The 19,455-nt window shown below is 59.7% G+C and carries 19 protein-coding genes and 1 tRNA gene; 7 read left to right on the forward strand and 13 right to left on the reverse strand.

Annotated features, from left to right (window positions below; translation table 11 throughout):
- Window positions 1-10: 10 nt before the first annotated feature.
- Window positions 11-1,831: a M3 family oligoendopeptidase gene (locus tag ACO6TG_RS11575; RefSeq protein ID WP_422378313.1), complete on the reverse strand. Its 1,821-nt coding sequence runs from the start codon at window positions 1,829-1,831 to the stop codon at window positions 11-13.
- A gap of 192 nt (window positions 1,832-2,023) precedes the next feature.
- Here ACO6TG_RS11575 and ACO6TG_RS11580 point away from each other — a divergent pair, with 192 nt between their 5' ends.
- The gene (locus ACO6TG_RS11580; RefSeq protein WP_422378314.1) at window positions 2,024-3,577 is read left to right on the forward strand and encodes a sigma-54-dependent transcriptional regulator; all 1,554 of its coding nucleotides are present in this window, start codon (window positions 2,024-2,026) and stop codon (window positions 3,575-3,577) included.
- A gap of 393 nt (window positions 3,578-3,970) precedes the next feature.
- Entirely contained in the window at window positions 3,971-5,725 is a 1,755-nt protein-coding gene (locus ACO6TG_RS11585; RefSeq protein WP_422378868.1) for a DUF882 domain-containing protein, read from the forward strand.
- Between the two features lie 74 nt (window positions 5,726-5,799).
- Here ACO6TG_RS11585 and ACO6TG_RS11590 read toward each other — a convergent pair whose 3' ends face one another.
- The 3 genes from ACO6TG_RS11590 to ACO6TG_RS11600 form a co-directional block, all read right to left on the reverse strand.
- Window positions 5,800-6,066, reverse strand: a complete 267-nt coding sequence (locus ACO6TG_RS11590; protein WP_094072519.1) for a DUF2312 domain-containing protein — start codon at window positions 6,064-6,066, stop codon at window positions 5,800-5,802.
- 116 nt (window positions 6,067-6,182) lie between these two features.
- Window positions 6,183-6,479, reverse strand: a complete 297-nt coding sequence (locus ACO6TG_RS11595) for a DUF1244 domain-containing protein (RefSeq protein ID WP_422378315.1) — start codon at window positions 6,477-6,479, stop codon at window positions 6,183-6,185.
- 44 nt (window positions 6,480-6,523) lie between these two features.
- Entirely contained in the window at window positions 6,524-7,333 is an 810-nt protein-coding gene (locus tag ACO6TG_RS11600; protein ID WP_422378316.1) for an N-formylglutamate amidohydrolase, read from the reverse strand.
- 450 nt (window positions 7,334-7,783) lie between these two features.
- On the opposite strand from ACO6TG_RS11600, the gene ACO6TG_RS11605 reads away from it, so the two are divergent.
- Window positions 7,784-8,227 (forward strand): DUF1036 domain-containing protein, encoded by a 444-nt coding sequence (locus ACO6TG_RS11605; protein ID WP_422378317.1) that lies wholly within the window; start codon window positions 7,784-7,786, stop codon window positions 8,225-8,227.
- Window positions 8,224-9,660 carry a pyruvate kinase gene (gene pyk, locus ACO6TG_RS11610; protein ID WP_422378318.1) on the forward strand — a complete coding sequence of 479 codons (1,437 nt, stop codon included), beginning with the start codon at window positions 8,224-8,226 and terminating at the stop codon, window positions 9,658-9,660. Before ACO6TG_RS11605 ends, pyk begins: the two co-directional genes overlap by 4 nt.
- Before the next feature lie 166 nt (window positions 9,661-9,826).
- Here pyk and ACO6TG_RS11615 read toward each other — a convergent pair whose 3' ends face one another.
- The 5 genes from ACO6TG_RS11615 to cpdR all read right to left on the reverse strand — a co-directional run bounded on the left by ACO6TG_RS11615 (window position 9,827) and on the right by cpdR (window position 12,586).
- Complete coding sequence (locus ACO6TG_RS11615; RefSeq protein ID WP_422378319.1) at window positions 9,827-10,834, reverse strand: alpha/beta fold hydrolase; 1,008 nt, start codon at window positions 10,832-10,834, stop codon at window positions 9,827-9,829.
- Window positions 10,835-10,901: 67 nt separating this feature from the next.
- Entirely contained in the window at window positions 10,902-11,564 is a 663-nt protein-coding gene (locus ACO6TG_RS11620; protein ID WP_422378320.1) for a tetratricopeptide repeat protein, read from the reverse strand.
- A gap of 162 nt (window positions 11,565-11,726) precedes the next feature.
- Window positions 11,727-11,852, reverse strand: coding sequence for a type B 50S ribosomal protein L36 (ykgO, locus tag ACO6TG_RS11625; RefSeq protein ID WP_006932207.1), 126 nt, complete (start codon window positions 11,850-11,852; stop codon window positions 11,727-11,729).
- Window positions 11,853-12,002: 150 nt separating this feature from the next.
- A tRNA-Val gene (locus tag ACO6TG_RS11630) sits at window positions 12,003-12,077 on the reverse strand.
- Window positions 12,078-12,226: 149 nt separating this feature from the next.
- On the reverse strand, window positions 12,227-12,586 hold the full coding sequence (gene cpdR / locus ACO6TG_RS11635; RefSeq protein ID WP_068409675.1) for a cell cycle two-component system response regulator CpdR: 360 nt from the start codon (window positions 12,584-12,586) through the stop codon (window positions 12,227-12,229).
- Between the two features lie 238 nt (window positions 12,587-12,824).
- Here cpdR and ACO6TG_RS11640 point away from each other — a divergent pair, with 238 nt between their 5' ends.
- Window positions 12,825-13,688 carry an N-formylglutamate amidohydrolase gene (locus ACO6TG_RS11640; RefSeq protein ID WP_247646299.1) on the forward strand — a complete coding sequence of 288 codons (864 nt, stop codon included), beginning with the start codon at window positions 12,825-12,827 and terminating at the stop codon, window positions 13,686-13,688.
- 528 nt (window positions 13,689-14,216) lie between these two features.
- A complete protein-coding gene (hisN, locus tag ACO6TG_RS11645; protein WP_422378321.1) occupies window positions 14,217-15,014 on the forward strand; it encodes a histidinol-phosphatase in 798 nt (265 codons plus the stop codon).
- Here the strand turns inward: hisN and ACO6TG_RS11650 are convergent, their stop codons facing one another.
- The gene (locus ACO6TG_RS11650; RefSeq protein ID WP_422378322.1) at window positions 15,015-16,157 is read right to left on the reverse strand and encodes an alpha/beta fold hydrolase; all 1,143 of its coding nucleotides are present in this window, start codon (window positions 16,155-16,157) and stop codon (window positions 15,015-15,017) included. It abuts the gene before it with no gap.
- Window positions 16,158-16,333: 176 nt separating this feature from the next.
- A complete protein-coding gene (locus ACO6TG_RS11655; RefSeq protein WP_422378323.1) occupies window positions 16,334-16,771 on the reverse strand; it encodes a hypothetical protein in 438 nt (145 codons plus the stop codon).
- A 276-nt stretch (window positions 16,772-17,047) separates the two neighbouring features.
- On the opposite strand from ACO6TG_RS11655, the gene ACO6TG_RS11660 reads away from it, so the two are divergent.
- Window positions 17,048-17,494, forward strand: a complete 447-nt coding sequence (locus ACO6TG_RS11660; RefSeq protein WP_094072529.1) for an Hsp20 family protein — start codon at window positions 17,048-17,050, stop codon at window positions 17,492-17,494.
- A 256-nt stretch (window positions 17,495-17,750) separates the two neighbouring features.
- Here ACO6TG_RS11660 and ACO6TG_RS11665 read toward each other — a convergent pair whose 3' ends face one another.
- Together ACO6TG_RS11665 and ACO6TG_RS11670 are read right to left on the reverse strand one after the other, a co-directional pair.
- Window positions 17,751-18,809: a threonine aldolase family protein gene (locus ACO6TG_RS11665; protein WP_422378324.1), complete on the reverse strand. Its 1,059-nt coding sequence runs from the start codon at window positions 18,807-18,809 to the stop codon at window positions 17,751-17,753.
- Between the two features lie 42 nt (window positions 18,810-18,851).
- Window positions 18,852-19,439: a DoxX family protein gene (locus ACO6TG_RS11670; protein ID WP_422378325.1), complete on the reverse strand. Its 588-nt coding sequence runs from the start codon at window positions 19,437-19,439 to the stop codon at window positions 18,852-18,854.
- Window positions 19,440-19,455 lie beyond the last annotated feature (16 nt).

Raw genomic sequence — 19,455 nt, forward strand, 5'->3', positions numbered from 1 at the left:
ATCCCGCGTCTTATGCCTGTTCCAGGGCTTCCAGCTCGTCGATCAGGCCTTCAATCACCGACAGACCTTTCTTCCAGAAGTCCGGGTCGGATGCGCTGAGGCCAAACGGAGCGAGCAGCTCCGAGTGGTGTTTGGTGCCACCAGCTTTCAGAAGGTCGAAATACTTCTGCTGGAAGCCGGCTTCCGCGTCCTCGTAGACCGCATAAAGCGAGTTCACCAGGCAGTCACCAAAAGCATAGGCATAGACATAGAACGGCGAATGGATGAAATGCGGAATATAGGTCCAGAAGGTTTCGTAGCCCTCGTTCAGCTTGATGGCCGGTCCCAGGCTCTCGCCCTGAACAGACAGCCAAAGCTCACCGATCTTGTCCGCGGTCAGTTCGCCATTGCGCCGTTCTGTATGGACCTTGCGTTCAAAGGTGTAGAAGGCGATCTGCCGCACCACCGTGTTGATCATGTCCTCCGCCTTGGACGCGAGCATGATCTTGCGGGTCTGCGGATTGTCCGCCGTGGCAAGCAGCGACTTGAAGGTCAGCATTTCGCCGAAGACGCTGGCAGTTTCCGCAAGCGTCAAGGGCGTCGGCGCCATCAGCGGTCCGTTGGGTGCGGCCAGAACCTGGTGCACCCCATGGCCCAGTTCATGCGCCAGCGTCATCACATCGCGGATCTTGCCCTGATAATTCAGAAGCACGTAAGGATGTGCGCTCGGGACGGTCGGATGCGCAAATGCGCCCGGCGCCTTGCCGGAACGGGCGGGCGCATCGATCCAGCCCTTGTCGAAAAACCGCGCCGCGATCTCCGCCATGTCCGGAGAGAAACTTGAATAGGCGTTGAGCACCGTTTCCTTCGCTTCCGTCCAGGGAATGACGCGCGTATCGGCATCCGGCAGCGGTGCGTTCCGGTCCCAGGTGTTGAGCTGGTCCATGCCCAGCCACTTGGCCTTGAGCTTGTAGTACCGGTGCGACAGACGCGGATAGGCGTCGCGCACGGCGGCCACCAGCGCATCAACCACTTCCCGCTCGACCCGATTGGACAGGTGCCGGCTGTCGGCAATGTCGGAAAAGTTCCGCCAGCGGTCGGAGATTTCCTTGTCCTTGGCCAGTGTGTTGGTGATCAGCGTGAAGGTGCTGAGATTATCCGAAAAGGTCTTTGTCAGCGCACCAGCGGCCTTGCGGCGTTTTTCAGCGTCAGGATCAACGAGCAGATTGAGCGTCGGCTCGATGGTCAGCAGCTCCCCGTCCACGTCATAGGTGAGCGAGGCCATGGTCTCATCGAAAAGCCGGTTCCAGGCACTTGATCCGGTCACGGATTTTTCGTGAAACAGCTGCTCGACCCGGTCTTCCAGCTGGTAGGGCTTGCCTTTTCTCAGATCCTCGATCCACGGTCGGTAGTGGCCGAAGTGAGGGTCCTTCAGCGCCGCTTCGATGACGTCGTCCTCGACCGTGTTCATCTCCAGCGTGAAAAACAGGAGATGCGTGCTGGCGGTCGTGATCTGCTCCTGCACATCACCGTAGAATTTCTGCGATTCCGGCCGCACGGTGTTTTCCGCATAGATCAGCCCGGCAAAGGAAATCAGCCGGCCCATGACGTCTTCCAGGTCCTCATAAGCCCGGATGGCGGTGACCAGAGCGGACACGTTCTCGGTGGCAAGCTGGGCAAGGCGTCCCTTGTAGGATGCTTCGAACGTCTTGGCCCGCTCCAGGATTTCCTTCAGGTCGGCTGCAACTTCAGGCGAATCGACGGCGGGGTAAAGATCCGTCAGATCCCACTCCGGCAGGTTGCCGAGATCTTTGGCGGCGGAAGACTGGGGGGCAAAAACGGGTTTCGTCATGAAGCTGTTCTTCTCTGATAGCCGGAGACCGGCCCCTTGGCCGGCATGTAGCGGTTTTGGAATTAGTAGGCCGGAGAAAGCCGCTGCTGCAATCAATCTCTATAAACTTTTTTGCCCCCGCTTGGACGATTTGTTTACTCAAGTGCGACCAGAATGGCTCGAAACGAGACAATTCGGGACAGTGAACCAAAAATGCAGGCACTGAGCGGCAAGATTCTGATTGTTGACGATGATCCGATCCAGCGCAGACTGTTGCAGGAGGCGGTGAAGAAGTTCGGCTACCGGTCGAAAACCGCGGAGAACGGGGCGGAAGCCGTGCGCATCATGACGGGTCCCGAAGCCAGCGAGATCGATCTGATCATTCTCGACATGGTCATGCCGGAGCTCGACGGTCTTGGTGTTCTGGAGCGGTTGCGCGGCGACAAGATTGCCACTCCGGTGATCGTGCAGACCGCCCATGGCGGCATCGACACCGTGGTCAGTGTCATGAACGCCGGGGCACAGGATTTTGCCGTCAAACCGGTCGCTCCGGAACGGCTCAACGTATCGATTCGCAATCTTCTGAAGACCTCGGCTCTGGAAGGCGAGATCACGCGCATCCGCAGCAAGGCCTCAGGCACGCTGACCTTCAGCGACATCATCACGCATTCGGCGGCCATGGAACGGGTCATCGATCTGGGCAAGCGGGCCGCCGCCTCCAACATTCCGATCCTGATCGAGGGCGAGAGCGGCGTCGGCAAGGAAATGATTGCCAGCGCCATTCAGGGCTCGAGCGACCGCAAATCCAAGCCGCTCGTGACGGTCAATTGCGGCGCCATTCCTGACAATCTGGTCGAATCGATCCTGTTCGGCCACGAGAAGGGCGCCTTTACCGGTGCGGTCGACAAACATGTCGGCAAATTCCAGGAAGCCCATGGCGGCACGCTGTTTCTCGACGAGGTCGGCGAATTGCCGCAGGAAGTTCAGGTCAAACTGTTGCGCGCGATCCAGGAAAATGAAATCGACCCGATCGGGGCACGTCGCCCCGTCAAGGTGGATTTCCGCCTGATTTCCGCCACCAACCGCCGCCTGATCGATCAGGTAAAGGAAGGTGTTTTCCGGGAAGACCTCTATTACCGGCTCAACGTGTTCCCGATCTGGATCCCCCCACTGCGCGACCGGCGCGAAGACATTCCGGCCCTGACCCGTCATTTCCTGGCCCGTTTTGCCGCGGAAGAAGGCAAGCCGCAAGTGGCCGGCGTCACGCCGGATACGCTGGCCATGCTGCAGACATATCACTGGCCCGGAAACATTCGGCAGCTTGAAAACGCCGTCTTCCGCGCCGTGGTTCTGTGCGATGGCGCGCAGCTGACCGTCAATGACTTCCCGCAGATCGCGGCCGCCACCGAGCAGCCTGTGTCAGTGTCCCCCACCCCAGCACCGGCGATCGCAGAGACGCCGGCCGCGGCACCAGCCATGTCCCCCGGTGTTCCGGTCGCGACTGCACCGGCACCGACGCCCCCGCCACCGCCGTCACAAACAGGTTTTGAGGGAGCAGCCCCCTTCGGTTTCATGCGCAATCTCGATCAGGAAGGACATGTGCGCAAACTGACCGACATCGAGGAAGAACTGATTCGTGCAGCCATCAATCACTATTCAGGGCGGATGACCGAAGTCGCCAAGCGTCTTGGCATTGGCCGGTCCACACTTTATCGCAAGCTCAAGGAATACGGGCTTGAGGAGGGCGGCAAGGAAAACGCCGCCTGATCCGGCACTCCGAATTTTATCCAGCAAGACACAGCACCGAGTGGTCGGCGCCATGCTGCCGGACCGCGCCATCCGGCGCTCCTGTGCGTCAACCAGGGCAATTGAGGCAAATCATGGCGACGCCACTGGATTTGGACCATTTTTTGACGCAATCTGCGGATATCCAGCGCGTTGGTTGAAAGTACCCTCTTTGACTTGCATCGTTGCATTTCTGCCACGATTATCATGCAAGCGAATTTAGGGTAAAAACTTCTTAACTTGCGCCGGCTAGGATATATCTCCTGCTGGGGAGCACGGGATGGGTGAAAGCCCTCGAAAACGGCGAGATAGAGATTGCGTAAACGGTTAGTTGATTTCGACGCCGTCGGATGGCTGAAGCGTGGCCTGGCAGCAATGGGCGCGCTTGCGGTTGCGTCGTTCTGCCTGACAGCAGCGGCTCAGGCTGAGACCCGCACGCTCAAGCTGTACAACACGCATACCAAAGAGCGTGTCTCGATCACCTTCAAGAGAAACGGTCGCTATATTCCCGAAGGTCTGCGCGAAGCCAACCGCTTCCTGCGCGACTGGCGCCGGAACGAAATCATCAAAATGGATCCGGAACTTCTGGATCTCGTCTGGGAAGTCTACCGGAAAGTCGGCGCGCGGGACTACATTCACGTCGTCTCGAGCTACCGTTCGCCGGCGACCAACAACATGTTGCGCAAGCGCTCGCGCGGCGTCGCCAAGAACAGCCAGCACACGCTCGGCAAGGCAATGGACTTCTACATTCCAGGTGTCAATCTGGCCAAACTCAGGGCCACGGGCCTGCGCAAGCAGGTTGGCGGTGTCGGCTACTACCCGCGTTCAGGCTCACCATTTGTGCATATGGATACCGGCAGCGTCCGCCACTGGCCGAAGATGAGCCGGTCGCAGCTGGCCAAGGTTTTCCCGAACGGCAAGACCCTGCACATTCCGCGGGACGGCAAGCCTATGAGCGGCTACAAAGTTGCTCTTGCCGAAAGCAAGTCCAAGAAATCGCGCAACTCCCGGCCGACAATTGTCGCTTCGAACAGTCGCTCCACGCCCAGCACGCGCAACCAGAACCTGACCAATCCTGGCAAACCCTTGCCCGCCCCGGCAACGGCAACGGCAACGGCGTCGCGCGAGTCGAATTCCTCTGGCGGCGGCAATCTTTTCGCCAGCCTGTTCGGTGGTGGCCAGAGCAACGACCGTGACACACAGCGCCCCGGCGCCGTTGGCAATCAGCCGCCGGCAAACCTGACGGCAAGAGTGTCTCCGGTCATCGAGAACCCTCCTGTTCCAGGCCGCAAGGTGCTGGCCGAGGAGCCGGAAACGCCTGCTGCGGAACCGACCCTTGTGGCCAGTGCGCCCCCCACGCTCAAGCCACAGGAAGAGACCCCGATCATTGTTGCGAGTGCTGCTCCTGCCGTCGCTCCGGCCCCTACACCTGCTCCCAACACGCTTGACGCACAGCGCGTTGCCCTGGAATCCGGACAACCGGCCCTGCCGAAGCAGACGCTCGACAGCCGCTTTCAGGTGGCGCGTGCCCCTGCCCAGAAGCCCAATGCGGGCCTGAGCGAAGCTGCGCAGATTGCTGCAGCAACTCTCGGACAGACCGGAGGCGTTCCGGTTCCCCAGGCGTCACCGGCGGACGATCCGGTGGCAGCCATTGCAGCCGCGACCGGCACTGCCGTGCCCTCGCCTGTTCCCGCACCACGCGCCGGCACAACGCTGGCCTACGCGTCGGCAACAGCGACGCCGCCCAGCCTGAGCCGCTCGCTGCGTCCGTCCGTAAGCCCTCAACAGCGGCCTGCGACAACGGCAAGTGCCGGCGCCGCAGCAGGTACGTCCGCCCGACCGACCGTCTCTGGTCGCATTCCGCGTGACCAGATCGTCGATCCGCTCGCCGGATTTGCAAGCTTGCCGGACAAATCCGAGCCGACACTTCTGTCCGGTGTCGGCACCACCCGCCACAAGACATTCGCCTGGCTGAGCCATCCCAACCAGCGCGCCTTGAAAAACGTCATGAAGCCGGGCAACCGCTTCGTCGCGGCAAGCTTCAACACCAGTCCGAATGGGGGTTTGCGCACGGACCGTTTCGACGGTGGTCCGGCCGTGATCGTGCTTCCGGTCCGGTTCGCCCGCTAACGCAGTCGGATCCTTCAGACCAACAAAAAAGAGCGGCCCGAAAGCCGCTCTTTTGCTGTCCGCTTCTGCTCGCCCTAGCCTTCCGGCATTGCCGGGCCGGCCATGCCGAGCGCGTGCATGTAAAGGTCCAGAACGGCCTCTTCTTCTTCGCGCTCATGCGGCTGTTTCTTGCGCAGGCTGACCACCTTGCGCAGGATCTTCACGTCATAGCCGTTACCCTTGGCTTCCGCGTAGACATCCTTGATGTCGTCGGCAATGACCTTTTTTTCTTCTTCCAGGCGCTCGATGCGCTCTACGAATGCCCGCAGCTGATCGGCTGCCACTCCACCCGGATCGGACATGTTTTCAAGATCTCCTTGTTCTTGCTTCTTCGCTGTCGGATTGCGCGGCTCTGCAAAGAGCCACAGAGGTTAGGGATTTCTTTTCGCTCCAGACGCAACAGCGCCGGAGAAAGGCCTCAATGCTGCGGTTTGTTCTTTTCAAACGCCGCCTTCTGTTCGGCACTGGCCTCAGTCTGGTATTTGTTCTTCCAGTCGTCATAAGGCATGCCGTAAACGATCTCCCGGGCCCCCGCCTTGTCGAGCTCAAGGCCCTTTTCAACTGCAGCGTCCTGATACCAGTTGGACAGGCAGTTGCGGCAAAAGCCCGCCAGATTCATCATGTCGATATTCTGCACGTCCGTGCGGCCGCGCAGGTGGTCCACGAGCCGGCGGAATACAGCGGCTTCCAGTTCCAGTTTGGTTTGTTCATCCATGGCCCAGATCTCCTTGGTCTCCGGTCGACGTTCCCGAAGAACGCTCACTCCGTGTCGCTGCGCGACTTGAAATGCTGAATACGCCGGCACTCCAGATTGCTGGCAATAGTTTTCAGAATTGGCTCCAGGCGGTCCGCCCACTCCATGGCGCCCGGCTGATCTGCAATAAGATCCTGGCGCAGTTCCAGAAGCACATGCGCGAGCCCTCGGCGCGATGCGTGCCGGTACATTGTGTCGTTTTTGAGAGCGCCGTCATATGGCTCGTTGTCGCCCACAACAAGGTCCTGCTGAGCCCTCAGTCCGTCCAGCATTGGCCGCACGGCGCGCGGATCGCTGTCCCACAGCACCGTCACGTGCCATGGCCGCGGCACGCCGCGCCAGACCGGTGTGAAACTGTGAATGGACACAATAACCGGCGGCGGCGCCTTGGCGATCATGACGTCCAGCGTCTGGTCGATCAGATCGTGGTAAGGCTTGTGAAATGTCGCGATCCGGTGGGCGCGCTCTGCTGAATCCACCCGTGCATTGCCCGGAACGACCGCGCCATCCGACAGGCGCATGATCAGGGTCGGGTCATCGTCGCCGCGGTTGGGATCGATCAGAAGGCGGGAAAAAGTGGTCAGGCAGGCCGGAGCACTGAGCCGCTGCGCAAGTTCGACTGTTACCGCCCTGGCGCCGATATCATAGCCGATATGACGTTCGAACTGGTCCGCCGGCACGCCCAGGTCACCATATCCCGGTGGCACCGTGTTGCGGGCGTGATCACACAGGAGCAAGAGGCCGCTGTCCGCGTTGCCGTTAATATATTCGGTTGGCTCAAACGCCACGCCAGAGGCGGCTGCAGTTTCTATCATTTCTTTCTTCGTGGAAATTTGTGCGGCCTGCGATATGCAGGCGGTCAGGTTTACGTCAAACCGTGTTGTGAACCAAGACCCAATTCGTTCACATTGGCCGCAGCGCGAAGAGTTTTCCAATTTGGCAAAAAAGTCTGCCATTTAAACACAGGTAGTTTTGCCAAGGAGGTCACTCCATTGTATACGCTTTATTGACAGCGAAATTCATTCTGAGGCGGTTCGGCCATGTTCCCGCCCCATTTCTGGCAACATAGGAGGTGGGGCCGTCCATTTGGGCTAAATGAACGGGCGGTTTGGGAAACAAGTTTGGGCGAAAGCTTCCGGATCCCGTTAACGACGTTGACAAGTCCCCCTTGTCCACGCAAAAAGCGAATGTCTGTGAAGCAGCAAAGTGAACGACTGCATATGTTAAAGGTTGGGGAACGGTACCAGGGCTGGTTTCGGGCACGCATGAGCGCGCCTACAAAAGCTGCCTTTGCCGGAATCCTCTCCGTGCTGCTTCTTTCCGCCTTCAGCGACGACGCCAGGGCCGATCTGCGCCTGTGCAACAAGACTGACAGCCAGGTCGGCGTTGCAATTGGCTACAAGGACAAGACCGATTGGGTCACTGAAGGCTGGTGGAACCTCGCTTCCAATTCCTGCGAGACGCTGGTGCCGGGCGCATTGGTGTCACGATACTATTACATCTACGCAGTTGATTACGACCAATTCGGCGAATGGGGTGGCCGGGCCTTCATGTGCACCCGGGAAAAAGAATTCACCATTCGCGGAATTGAGGACTGTGTAGCTCGCGGGTTTGAGCGGACAGGCTTCTTTGAAATCGACACGGGCGAACAGAGCAGCTGGACGGTCCAGCTGACCGAGCCCGTGCAACAGGGGACAGGTGGGCGATGAGGCGTAACCGACGAGTCAAGATACTGGCAACTCTCGGACCCTCTTCCTCAGAACAAGACATCATCGAAAAACTGTATCGCTCAGGTGCGGACGTGTTCCGCATCAACATGAGCCATACGGATCATGATCGTCTGAAGATGCTTGTGCAACGCATCCGTTCTGTTGAAGAGAATCTGGGACGGCCGATCGGCATTCTGGCTGATCTGCAGGGACCGAAACTGCGTGTGGGCACCTTTGCCGAAGGTCCGGTCATGCTGGAAAACGGCGCAACCTTCACACTGGACGCAGACACCTCCGGCGGCGATATCAATCGCGTTCACCTGCCGCATCCTGAAATTCTGCAGGCGCTTGAGCCCGGTCACCGGCTGCTGCTCGACGACGGCAAGATCCAGCTGAAGGTGAAGGAAGCCAACCAGACCAAGGCAGTCACGGAAGTGGTTGTCGGTGGCAAGCTTTCCGACCGCAAGGGCGTCAGCGTTCCCGATTCGGAAATCAAGACCAGCGCCATGACCGAAAAGGACCACAAGGACCTGATCGCGGCACTGGAACAGAATGTCGACTGGGTGGCGCTCTCCTTCGTGCAGCGCCCGGACGACATTGCCGAAGTTCGCAAGATCACGCGCGGCCGAGCCGGCGTGCTGGCCAAGATCGAAAAGCCCCAGGCCATTGGCCGGCTGGACGAAATCATCGAGCTGTCCGATGCCATCATGGTCGCCCGTGGCGATCTCGGTGTCGAACTGCCGCTGGAACAGGTTCCGGGTCTGCAGAAACGCATCACGCGCGCCTGCCGCCGGGCCGGCAAACCGGTGGTGATTGCCACTCAGATGCTGGAATCCATGATTTCCGCGCCGGTGCCGACCCGCGCCGAGGTTTCCGACGTTGCAACGGCCGTCTTCGAGGGCGCCGATGCCGTCATGTTGTCTGCCGAATCGGCTGCCGGCGACTTCCCGGTCGAGGCCGTCTCCACGATGGACAAGATCGCGCAACAGGTGGAGCAGGACAACAACTACCGCACCATCATCTATGCGCAGCGGACCGAACCGGAAGCGACCGGCGCGGATGCGATTTCCGCAGCAGCCCGTCAGATTGCCGAAACGCTCAATCTGGCCGCCGTGGTCTGCTACACGACATCCGGTGCCACCGGTCTCCGGGCGTCCCGCGAACGGCCGTCCAGCCCGGTCATCGTGCTGTCGCCGGTGCTTGCCACTGCACGCCGCCTGTCGCTCGGCTGGGGCCTTCACTGCGTCGTCAGTGAAGATGCGGCCAACGAGGAAGACATGATCGACCGCGCCTGCCGCATTTCCTTCTCCGAAGGTTTTGCAAAACCGGGCCAGCGCATCATCGTGACCGCCGGTGTTCCGTTCGGCACGCCCGGATCCACCAACATGTTGCGGATTGCCTTTGTCGGCAATGATGGTCAGGGCGGCATTTAGGAATTCAATCGGTTGAACCGGGGTCAGAACTCATTGATCTGATCGAAATGGCGCAACAAACGGCAACGGGTTGCGAGTAATATCCGAGAGACCGCAATAGCCGGCTCACCGTTTTCTAGAAACACCACAATCGATGAGACGATCAAGGCGGCTTCAGCCGCCTTTTTCATGCCTGACCAAATTGCAGCTCTGGTTCAGTGGTCGGGTCCGCGGTCCCGTTTTGCGGCTCCATGCGGCTGAGCAACCGCTCAAGACCCGCCACAATGTCGGCCGTGTGGGTGTGTTGCGGCATATGACCGGCCCGGTCGAGCATCAGGACTTCGGCTGCCGGCAGATCCGACAGGAGACCTTCACAATGGATTGACGGCCAGACAACCGTGTCTTCGGTCCCGGTCACGATCAACGCGGGCTGGGTCAGGCGCCGGTAGTCTCGTGACATGACGCGCACCGCTTCCTTGATGCTGCAGATCTGTGCCGCATTTGCCCGGAAGCTTTCTGGCCGGAACAACAGCGGCAAACGGATGTCCTGAGCATAGGTTGCCGGCGCGAGATCGGGATGAAACACGTTTTTCATCGCCGAGGGGGCCAGGCGTTCGCCCACCGGAAGTGTCAATGTCCAGGTGAACAGCCAGCCCAGAATGGGCAGTGCCGCAAGCGTGTAGTACCAGTTGACACCGCCCGGCCAGACATGGCTGACCGGCGCCAGGAATGCGAGACCCTTGACCCGTTCCGGTGCGTGAAGCCCGAGCGCTGCCGTGACCGAACCGGCAAGCGAATGGCCGACGACCAATGCGTTCTCGATCTCAAGATGCTTCAGGAGCCCCGCAATCAGTGCGGCCTGACCCGCCGGCGTGATATGCGCACCAGATCCGCACTCCGAAAACCCCAGTCCGGGCCGGTCGACAAAGAGCGTCTCGGCCCGGCCCCGAAAGGCGTTTTGAAACGCCAGTTTCATGTCGTAGGCATTGCCGCTGGCACCGTGCAGGAACACCAGAACGGGCCGCCCGCCGCAACCGGGTGCTGCCGGACAGTGATGATAATGAAGGCGAACACCGTCAATGGTTGCAAAGGTGCCGTCCGGCGCAAACTGCGCCCGGATGCGGTGCACGCGCAAGACCGTATAGACGGCAGCCAGCAGCACGAACAGAAAACACAGAAAGAACAGGATTGTCATAGGGCGGACATAGCACCATTGCACCCCTGATCAAGAGCGCATCAATGGCTTGAAGCGATGGCAGGCGTCAGGTGGGCTCACCTTCGGCGTCTTTTTCAAGGTCCTTGATCGCCTTCACGGCGTTCTCCAGACCCGGATTGACCTCAAGGGCCCGGCGGAAGGTTGCAAGAGCGTCTCCCTCGAACCCGAGACGGCGCTGGATGATCGCCAGACCGGACAAGGCTCCCCAGTGACGCGGCTCCAGCGCCAGGGTGCGTTCGATATCGACAAGCGACTTGCCGAACTCCTCGCGCATGTAATGCACCGTCGCGCGGCGGTTCCAGCCCTCGGCGAAGGAAGGTTTCAGGATCACCACCACGTCCAGAAGGTCCAGCGCCAGTGCGTGATCTTCCGCCTGGATGGCCTTGCCGGCCCGGGACATCAGGACGTCAACCGTTGCGCTGCCGGACTCCATCCACATGATCTGGATGTTTCTGGCGATACGTGCGGCCGCTTTTGGGTCTTCGGCTTTTGCCAGATCGGCAAAGAGCTCGTCCAGCTTGTCCTGCTCCTCGTCCGGGTCCCCTTCCTCGACAGCAACCTTGCCCCCCTCTTCGGGAAGGTCTTCGGTGAGCGGGTTGAAATCCTCCGCAGACGGCGGTGCAGCCTCCGGGCCGAGATCCGGCACGGGCTGGGCACCGGCGAGCGAGGTGCTAAAACAAAAGAGAAGGGCAAACACAAAAATCCGCATGCAACGATTATGGGTCGCTGCATGCGGCGGTCAATCCGGGAATTTGACACATGTTCGTGCACGGAAGGTGCAAGGGCTCGGTTCTTCGGCTCGAAAAGCGCCTAGACGCTTCTTTCCAAAAGACTTTTCAACCCACGCACCGCAATCGGCACGGCAACAAGCTTAGCCCTGGCGTGCCTTGAAACGCGGGTTTTTCTTGTTGATGATGTAGACACGGCCTTTACGGCGAACCATGCGGTTGTCGCGGTGGCGGGTCATGAGCGCTTTAAGCGAATTCTTGATCTTCATATCACTGTCCCCCTTAAGGGCCCTGCTTCTTTAAACCAAATGAGCGCCAAAGGCGCTCAGTTTCGATTGGATCGGCCTGGAAGCAGCAGCAGCTGATGCGCCTGTCTTCAGATCAATCCGCGCTTCATGAACTCTCAATCAGCGCAATAATGGTGGGCGTGACAGGGATTGAACCTGTGACCCCTTCGATGTCAACGAAGTGCTCTCCCGCTGAGCTACACGCCCGAATTTCTCGGTAGTCCGGCGCCCCAACGCCGTGGTGGAGTGCGATATAACGGGGATCAGCTGGGAGTGCAACCCCCCTTTTTCACCGAACCGTCAAAATTTCCCCAGCAAGGGCCGGCACACCAATCGGCCCTGGCGGCAGGTAGCCATCAGGCTGCCAGCATCCGCTCCACTTCCTGGACCAGGTCCTTGAGATGAAACGGCTTGGACAGGACCTTGGCGTCTTTGGGCGCGTCCGATTCCGGGTTTAGCGCTACCGCGGCAAAACCGGTGATGAACATCACCTTCAGGTCCGGATCGAGTTCAGTCGCCCGCCGTGCCAGTTCGATCCCGTCCATTTCCGGCATCACGATGTCGGTCAGGAGCAGCGAGAACGGCTCTTCGCGCAAACGTTCATAGGCACTTTTGCCGTTATCGAACGAGACGACATCATAACCGGCATTTTCCAGCGCCTTGGCCAGAAAGCGGCGCATGTCATTGTCATCTTCGGCAAGCAGGATACGCGGCATCTTGATCGACCAGGTCCCTTATTCTATGGCGGTTGTGTTTCAGCCGGTTATAGCCCGAATTCCACAGAATGATAGGAAGAATTGGTTCTCCTTGGGTTTTGAGGTCATCACTGTGGACTGTGTGTTGATTCCTTGGCACCATGGGTGATCGCCAAATCGGGCGGGCAACGGGAAAAACAATTTGACGGACCATCAGAAGCCCTCATCAAAAGCTCCCTTTGAAGCCGACTTCAACGGCCTGCCAGCGTTCGATGTCCTGTGCCCTGCAGATCAGCGTATCCCCTTCGTCTTCAACTCGCCCCATTCCGGCCGGCAGTATTCAAAGAGCTTCCTGGAATCCTCGCGACTCGATGAAAAGTCCATTCGCCGTTCGGAAGATGCCTATGTGGACGATCTCTTCGCCCATGTGGTGCCGCTCGGTGCGCCATTGCTGCGCGCGCATTTCCCCCGCGCCTATCTGGATGTGAATCGCGAGCCCTATGAACTCGACCCGAAGATGTTCGAAGGCCGGCTGCCGACTTACGCAAATGTGCGCTCGATCCGGGTCGCAGGCGGACTCGGCACCGTCGCCCGCATCGTCAGCGAAAATCACGAGATCTACCGGCACAAGCTCCCGGTTCAAGAAGCGCTCAGCCGGGTCGAGGAAATCTACAAGCCATATCATTCCACATTGCGACGCCTTCTCGCCCAGACCCATGTCACATTCGGCCATGCGGTGCTGATCGATTGTCATTCGATGCCCTCCAGCGTCAAATGCCAAACCACGGATACGCGCCCGGATTTCATCCTGGGGGACCGGTATGGCACCAGCTGCAGCAGCGACCTGACCGAATTTGCCTGCACCATCCTGAAAGACATGGGATACAGCGTTTCCCGCAACAAACCCTATGCCGGCGGCTTCATCACGGAACATTACGGCCGTCCGTCAAGCGGCCTGCATGCCCTTCAGATCGAGATCAACCGCGGGCTTTATCTGAATGAGGCCACGCAGGAACCCTCTGCAGGCTTCGGCGACCTGTTTCACAATCTACGTGATTTTGCCCGCGAACTCACATCCATGCCGGATGCTGCCCTGCCCGCCGACTCCATCGCTGCCGAATAAAAAAAGGCCGCACTCAAGAAATGAGGCGGCCCGAGTCTAGGGAGGAAACGCCCAAGGAGGGCGCGTGCAATACAACGTATCGCACCGCAATAAATTCGCATTGCACCGCACAAACGTCAAGTCTGATGAACGCTCAAACTGAACAAAGTATGAGCAGTTAGAGCATTTCCCGGTCAGATTGGCGCCTTCTGCCGAAGCCAGTTTGGTTCAAGGTCAAGGAAGCTGACGAAGAGCGTGCTGGCGGCACGGTCGAGATAGCTTCCGCGGGCATTGAACCAAACTGGCCCGGCCCTTCGGGTTTGTGTCTGGCGGCCGCCTGCTTTGTCGGACCGCTTGTCCATAGCCACGCTATGGACTGCCCGCCCCTCCGCGCAGATCACCTCGCCAGACCTCAAACAGAATGAGCCAATCTGACCGGGAAATGCTCTGATCAGGTTTTGCAGATTCATTTTTTTGCAGAACGGGTTATACAGGCGGCACTTCAGACTGAACTGACAATGACGGCGTGTTGCCCGGCGGAGGATATTGATGTCGCAGCCTGTTTCCAGCTCCCATGCTTATGCCTCTTTTTTGGACAGACTTGCGGATGCGGCCAGCCACGCGATCATGCCGCATTTCCGGCAGGGCTTTGCGGTCGACAACAAATGGGACACCGGCTTCGACCCGGTAACAGTCGCCGACAGGAACGGCGAGACCGCCATGCGCGACCTGATCAACAAGGCCTATCCGGACCATGGCATCCTCGGCGAGGAACACGGCCCGGAAAATCTGGGCGCAGAACATGTCTGGGTGCTGGATCCGATTGACGGCACGCGCGCCTTTATCACCGGACTGCCGACCTGGGGCACGCTCATCGGGCTGAAGACCGAGGGCCGGCCCAGCCTGGGCATGATGGTGCAGCCCTATATCGGTGAACGCTTCGGTGGCGACGGCGCCATGGCTTGGTACAGGGGCCCGCTCGGCACCAACCGGATCTCGACCCGGGCCTGCGAAGACCTGAAGGACGCCACCATCTTCACCACCACACCTGCGCTCTTCAACAACAGCGAGCGTGCCGCCTTCGACCGTGTCGAAACCCAGGCCCAGCTGTCCCGCTACGGCACAGATTGCTACGCCTATTGCATGGTTGCTGCCGGTCATGGCGATGCCGTGATCGAATCCGGCCTTCAGGCTTACGACATTGTTGCTCTGGTACCGATTATTGAGGGGGCCGGCGGCGTTGTCACCACCTGGACCGGCGGGTCGCCGGCAGAGGGCGGACAGATCGTTGCATCCGGCAATCCACGACTGCACGAGATCCTGCTTCGGGAGCTGGCCCTCACCTGATCATTGCGGTGTGGCCGCGCGTGGCATGACCTGCTGCGCGCGGTCCAGATCCTGCTCTGCTTCATATCCGGGAACAAAGGCATCAAAAGCCGCCCAGAACTGATCGCGGAATACATCGCGCTCGGTCATCAGTTCGTGCTCTGCCCCGGCAATTTCCACATAAGCGGCCGACTTGGTTCTGGAGACAAAGTCCTCGATCATCGGCGTTGAGACGATTCGGTCACCTCCGGCTGCCAGCACCAGGCAGGGAAGTTTGATATTCGGTCCCGCCTGACGTTTTCGAAGCGCCATCGCAGTCCTGCCCATGGCCGACAGCCAGCCGAAGGTCGGCGAACCGACACCCAGTTCCGGCGCTTTTTCAAGCACCTTGTTGAAGCGGTCGAACCGGCCCCTGTCAGAGGTCTGCCGGTTGCTCTCAAATGGCACAAACAGCTTGCCGTTGCCGCCGGGGATGAACAACCGGCCAAGTCCGATCAATGACATGAACCGGGCCAGCCGGAAGCCGACCTTTTCCAGGAACCAGGAGGTCTTCGGCGCCTTGGCTTTCAACGGTTCCCGGCCAAGAAGGCCAAGGCTGACAATACGCAGGAGCCGCCGGCCGAGACCGCTAGCCCCCGGCAGCCAGGCCCCGGAGGGGAGGCCGAGCAACGGCGCCGTCAGGACCGCCCGGTCCAGCATGGTTCTGAGCCGCTCGGTGTCGGACAGCAGGACAAGAGCACCGGTCGAATGGGCCAATGCGAAATGCGGTCCCGGATAGGTGGCCAGGGACACTTCCTTCAGAACCGTTCTGAGATCGATGCGGAACTTTCTGAAATTCGAGACATGTCCCCGCCTCGGGTTGCGGGTAACCCGCTGGGATCCACCCTGCCCCCGCCAGTCGAAGGCAACCACGGCAAATCCCCGATCGCGCAGGTCCTGGATGACCTCGAAATACTTCTCGATGAATTCCGCGCGCCCCTGCAGCAAGGTGACGGTACCCTTGCGCCGCGTCCCGCCCGCCGGCCAATGGGCGTAGCGGATACTGATGCGATCGGGTGTGGTCACAAAGCCGCACTGAGCCCCATCGGGCACCGGGTTGTCGGCCAGTCCAATCAGCGAGGCGCGTTTTTCTTTGCCGGGGTCTGCAGATTTTTTCTTTTTCAATCGGGTACCTGTCTCGCTCCAGGCAAGAGGACCGGCGGATATCCCGAATCAGCTGATACCGCGAATTCTTGCAGTCGCTAGTGTCTCATACTGATAGCCGCCCCGCTACCACCGAACAACAGCTTCAGGCCGGCTCCGTTTTGGAACCGGTCCTGAAAAGTCCGTGAAAAAGCAACCTAGTACCAACGGCCCTGCCAATACGGTCCGTGACGGTGACCGCCGCCGAGCGGGCGGCTGCGCACGATCTGCGCTGTACGGCTATCAACGACCAGCCGGAATTTCTGCCCACCCCAGGCACGGGCCTTCACGATATACATCGGGCCGCGGCGGTCGAGAATGCGGATCTTGTGGAAGCCCCGATGGCGCAGACTGCGGCGAATCTGGCGCGGTCCCATTTCATGGTACCCCCAGCCATTGTCCCAGCCATGACGGCGATGACCGTTGCGGCCGTTCTTCCCGCGGTGATCGACCTCGACAATCAGTTCGGACGGAGCTGGTTGAAACTTGAGATTGGCGGCTTGCGGCATCGCGGGGGCTGCACCGGCATAACCGATGGTTGCCAGCAGAAGGGCGCCGGCGATCGGGGCGGACAATTTGGAAACGGTCATGAACATCTGGTCTCTCCTGACGGCTCGGTCAGCACCGCGCTGACGTTGGAAAGACAATGCGCCAAGCCACTTGAACGCAGCCGGAAGGCGGCGTTCATGTGAGGTTCAGGTTTTGCACCTCCGCCAGACTATCTCCCTCTTGAAATGAAAAATCCGAATGCCCAAATCCTGTAGTGCAGGCGCCAATGACGGGTCTGCACAGCGGTCCGGTCCCGCCAATCGGGGGACAGAAGGATGCGCAAACCAAACGAAGTATCAGTTGCTCAAAGAGAGGACAAATACATGCGTCACTTAGACTTTTCTCCGCTTTACCGGTCCACCGTCGGGTTCGACCGTCTCTTCTCCATGCTCGACAGCGCCGGCAATGAAGCGCCGAGCTATCCGCCCTACAACATCGAGCGCACTGGCGAGAACGCCTATCGCATCACCATGGCCGTCGCCGGCTTCACCGATGCGGAACTGAGCGTGGAAGCCAAGGAACACGTGCTCACCATCAAGGGCGAAAAATCCGAGGAAGACAGCGACCGCGAAGTGCTTTACCGCGGCATCGCCTCGCGCACCTTCGAGCGCCGCTTCCAGATTGCCGAACATGTTCGCGTGGAAGGCGCCAGCCTGGAAAACGGCCTGCTCCATGTCGATCTCGTGCGCGAGATCCCGGAAGCCATGAAGCCGCGCAAGATCGAGATCAGCTCCGGCTCCGCCAAGCAGATCGAATCAACCGCGCACTAATCATCGCTTTCGCAGCATAAGAATGCAGGGCGCCTGGGAAACCGGGCGCCTTTTTTAAGTCATGGACACCATTTGATGAGCCCAGGAAATCTGCGTGGCACGTGAGTGTCATCCCGGACAAGCGAAGCGCAGATCCGGGACCCACTCGCCGCACCGCTTGTCCAGGCCGAGCTCTGGAAGCGAGCAGGCCCCGGATCTCCCTTCAGTCGTCCCAGGTGACACAGCAATGTGTCGCAGACCCACCGTCAAAAATTGATCATCCCACCTCCGCCAGAACCTTCAGAAACGCATCCACGTCTTCGTCGGAGGTTGCGAAGCTGCAGACCATGCGGAAACAAACCTCGTCATCTGCCGGCGCGTGATCCGGCGCGAGCTCCTTGGCAGGCCATTCATAGATCAAGGCACCCGCCGCCTGGAGCGCATCGAACTGGCTGCGCTTCAGGATCGGGAACAGTTCATTGGCTTCAACCGGCCAGGCCGTCCGGCCGCCCTTGCTGCGAATGCCGTCCGCCAGCCGGCTCGCCATGGCATTGGCGTGGGTCGCCGTCGTCAGCCAGCTGTCATCCTCGAAATAGCCATCAAACTGGGCCGCCACAAACCGGCTCTTGGAAAAGAGGTGCCCGCCACGCTTGCGGAAATACTCAAAGCCCCTGGCGGCTTCCAGATCGAAAAACACCACCGCTTCCGCGCACCAGCAGCCATTTTTGGTAGCGCCGAAGGAAAGCACGTCGACCCCGGCTTTCCAGGTCATATCCGCCGGTGTGCAGCCGAGCGTCGTCAGGGCGTTCGCAAAGCGTGCACCATCCATATGCAGCGGCACCGACCGCTCAGCGCAGACCGCCTTGAGAGCGGCAATCTCGTCAAGCGTATAGACGGTTCCGCTTTCCGTTGCCTGGCTGAGAGAAACAGAGGCCACCTGGCCGTGATGCACCACGCCGTCCGGAAAGGCTGCCATGGCCTCTCTCAAACCCTCCGGCGTCATCTTGCCATTTGCCCCGCCGACACTGACCAGCTTGCCGCCGGACGTCATGAATTCCGGGCAATTGCACTCATCGACCTGGATATGGGACTCCCGGTGGCAGAAGATCGCGCCGCCCGGTTTGGCGTAGGCGGCGAGCGCCAGGGAGTTGGCCGCGGTACCGGTGGCGACGAAATAGACGGCCACCTCCCGTTCAAAGATCCTGGTGAAGGTCTCGGCAACGGACGCGGTCAGCGGGTCCGTGCCATAAGCCGGCGCAAAGCCGGAATTATGGCGGGAGAGCGCCGACATCACCGCCGGAGCCGCACCCGCCCAATTGTCACTGGCAAAATTCATGTGCCGGTTTAATCAGTTCGCCGAGAAACCGGCAACATGATTTTAATCGTAGTACATTTCCCGCTTGCGGTAGGACCGGCCGAGCAGCCAGTCGAGGGAAACCACGCCTGGCCCCTTCAGGGTCGGCACCAGAAGCAGGAAGATCCAGAGCAGGCGGTCATCGGCAATTGTCGAATAGGGATCGTTGTCGAACAACGAACCTATGGTCTTGGCATCGACACCATGCCCATAGATGTCGACATAGGTCATCACGCAGATGAAGACGATCATGCCGAGGCTGGCAAAACGTGTGAACAGGCCAACGACGACCAACACCGGCAAAATGAATTCTCCCCAGGTGCCGAGCAGGACGATCAGGCCGTAGGGAAAAAACGCAACCTGGCTGGTGTCATAGCTGACCTGCTCCATCAGTTTCGGCAGCATCTGGGCATAAGCGCCCGCTGTCGGCGTGAAGATGTTCATCACGCTACCGCCAATTTTGGTCATAGCGGAATTGAGGAAAAACTGCAGGAGGACGGCGGCAAAAATCAGCCGCGAGGCAAGTCCGAGGAACCAGCCATTGGTCAAGCGTTCCAGCGTCCCGAAAACGAACGTGTACAAACGTACGAAAAATCCGATCAATGCACCCATAGTTACCCCCTTCCCG

This window comes from Roseibium sp. (genome assembly GCF_965233565.1).
GTDB lineage: Bacteria > Pseudomonadota > Alphaproteobacteria > Rhizobiales > Stappiaceae > Roseibium.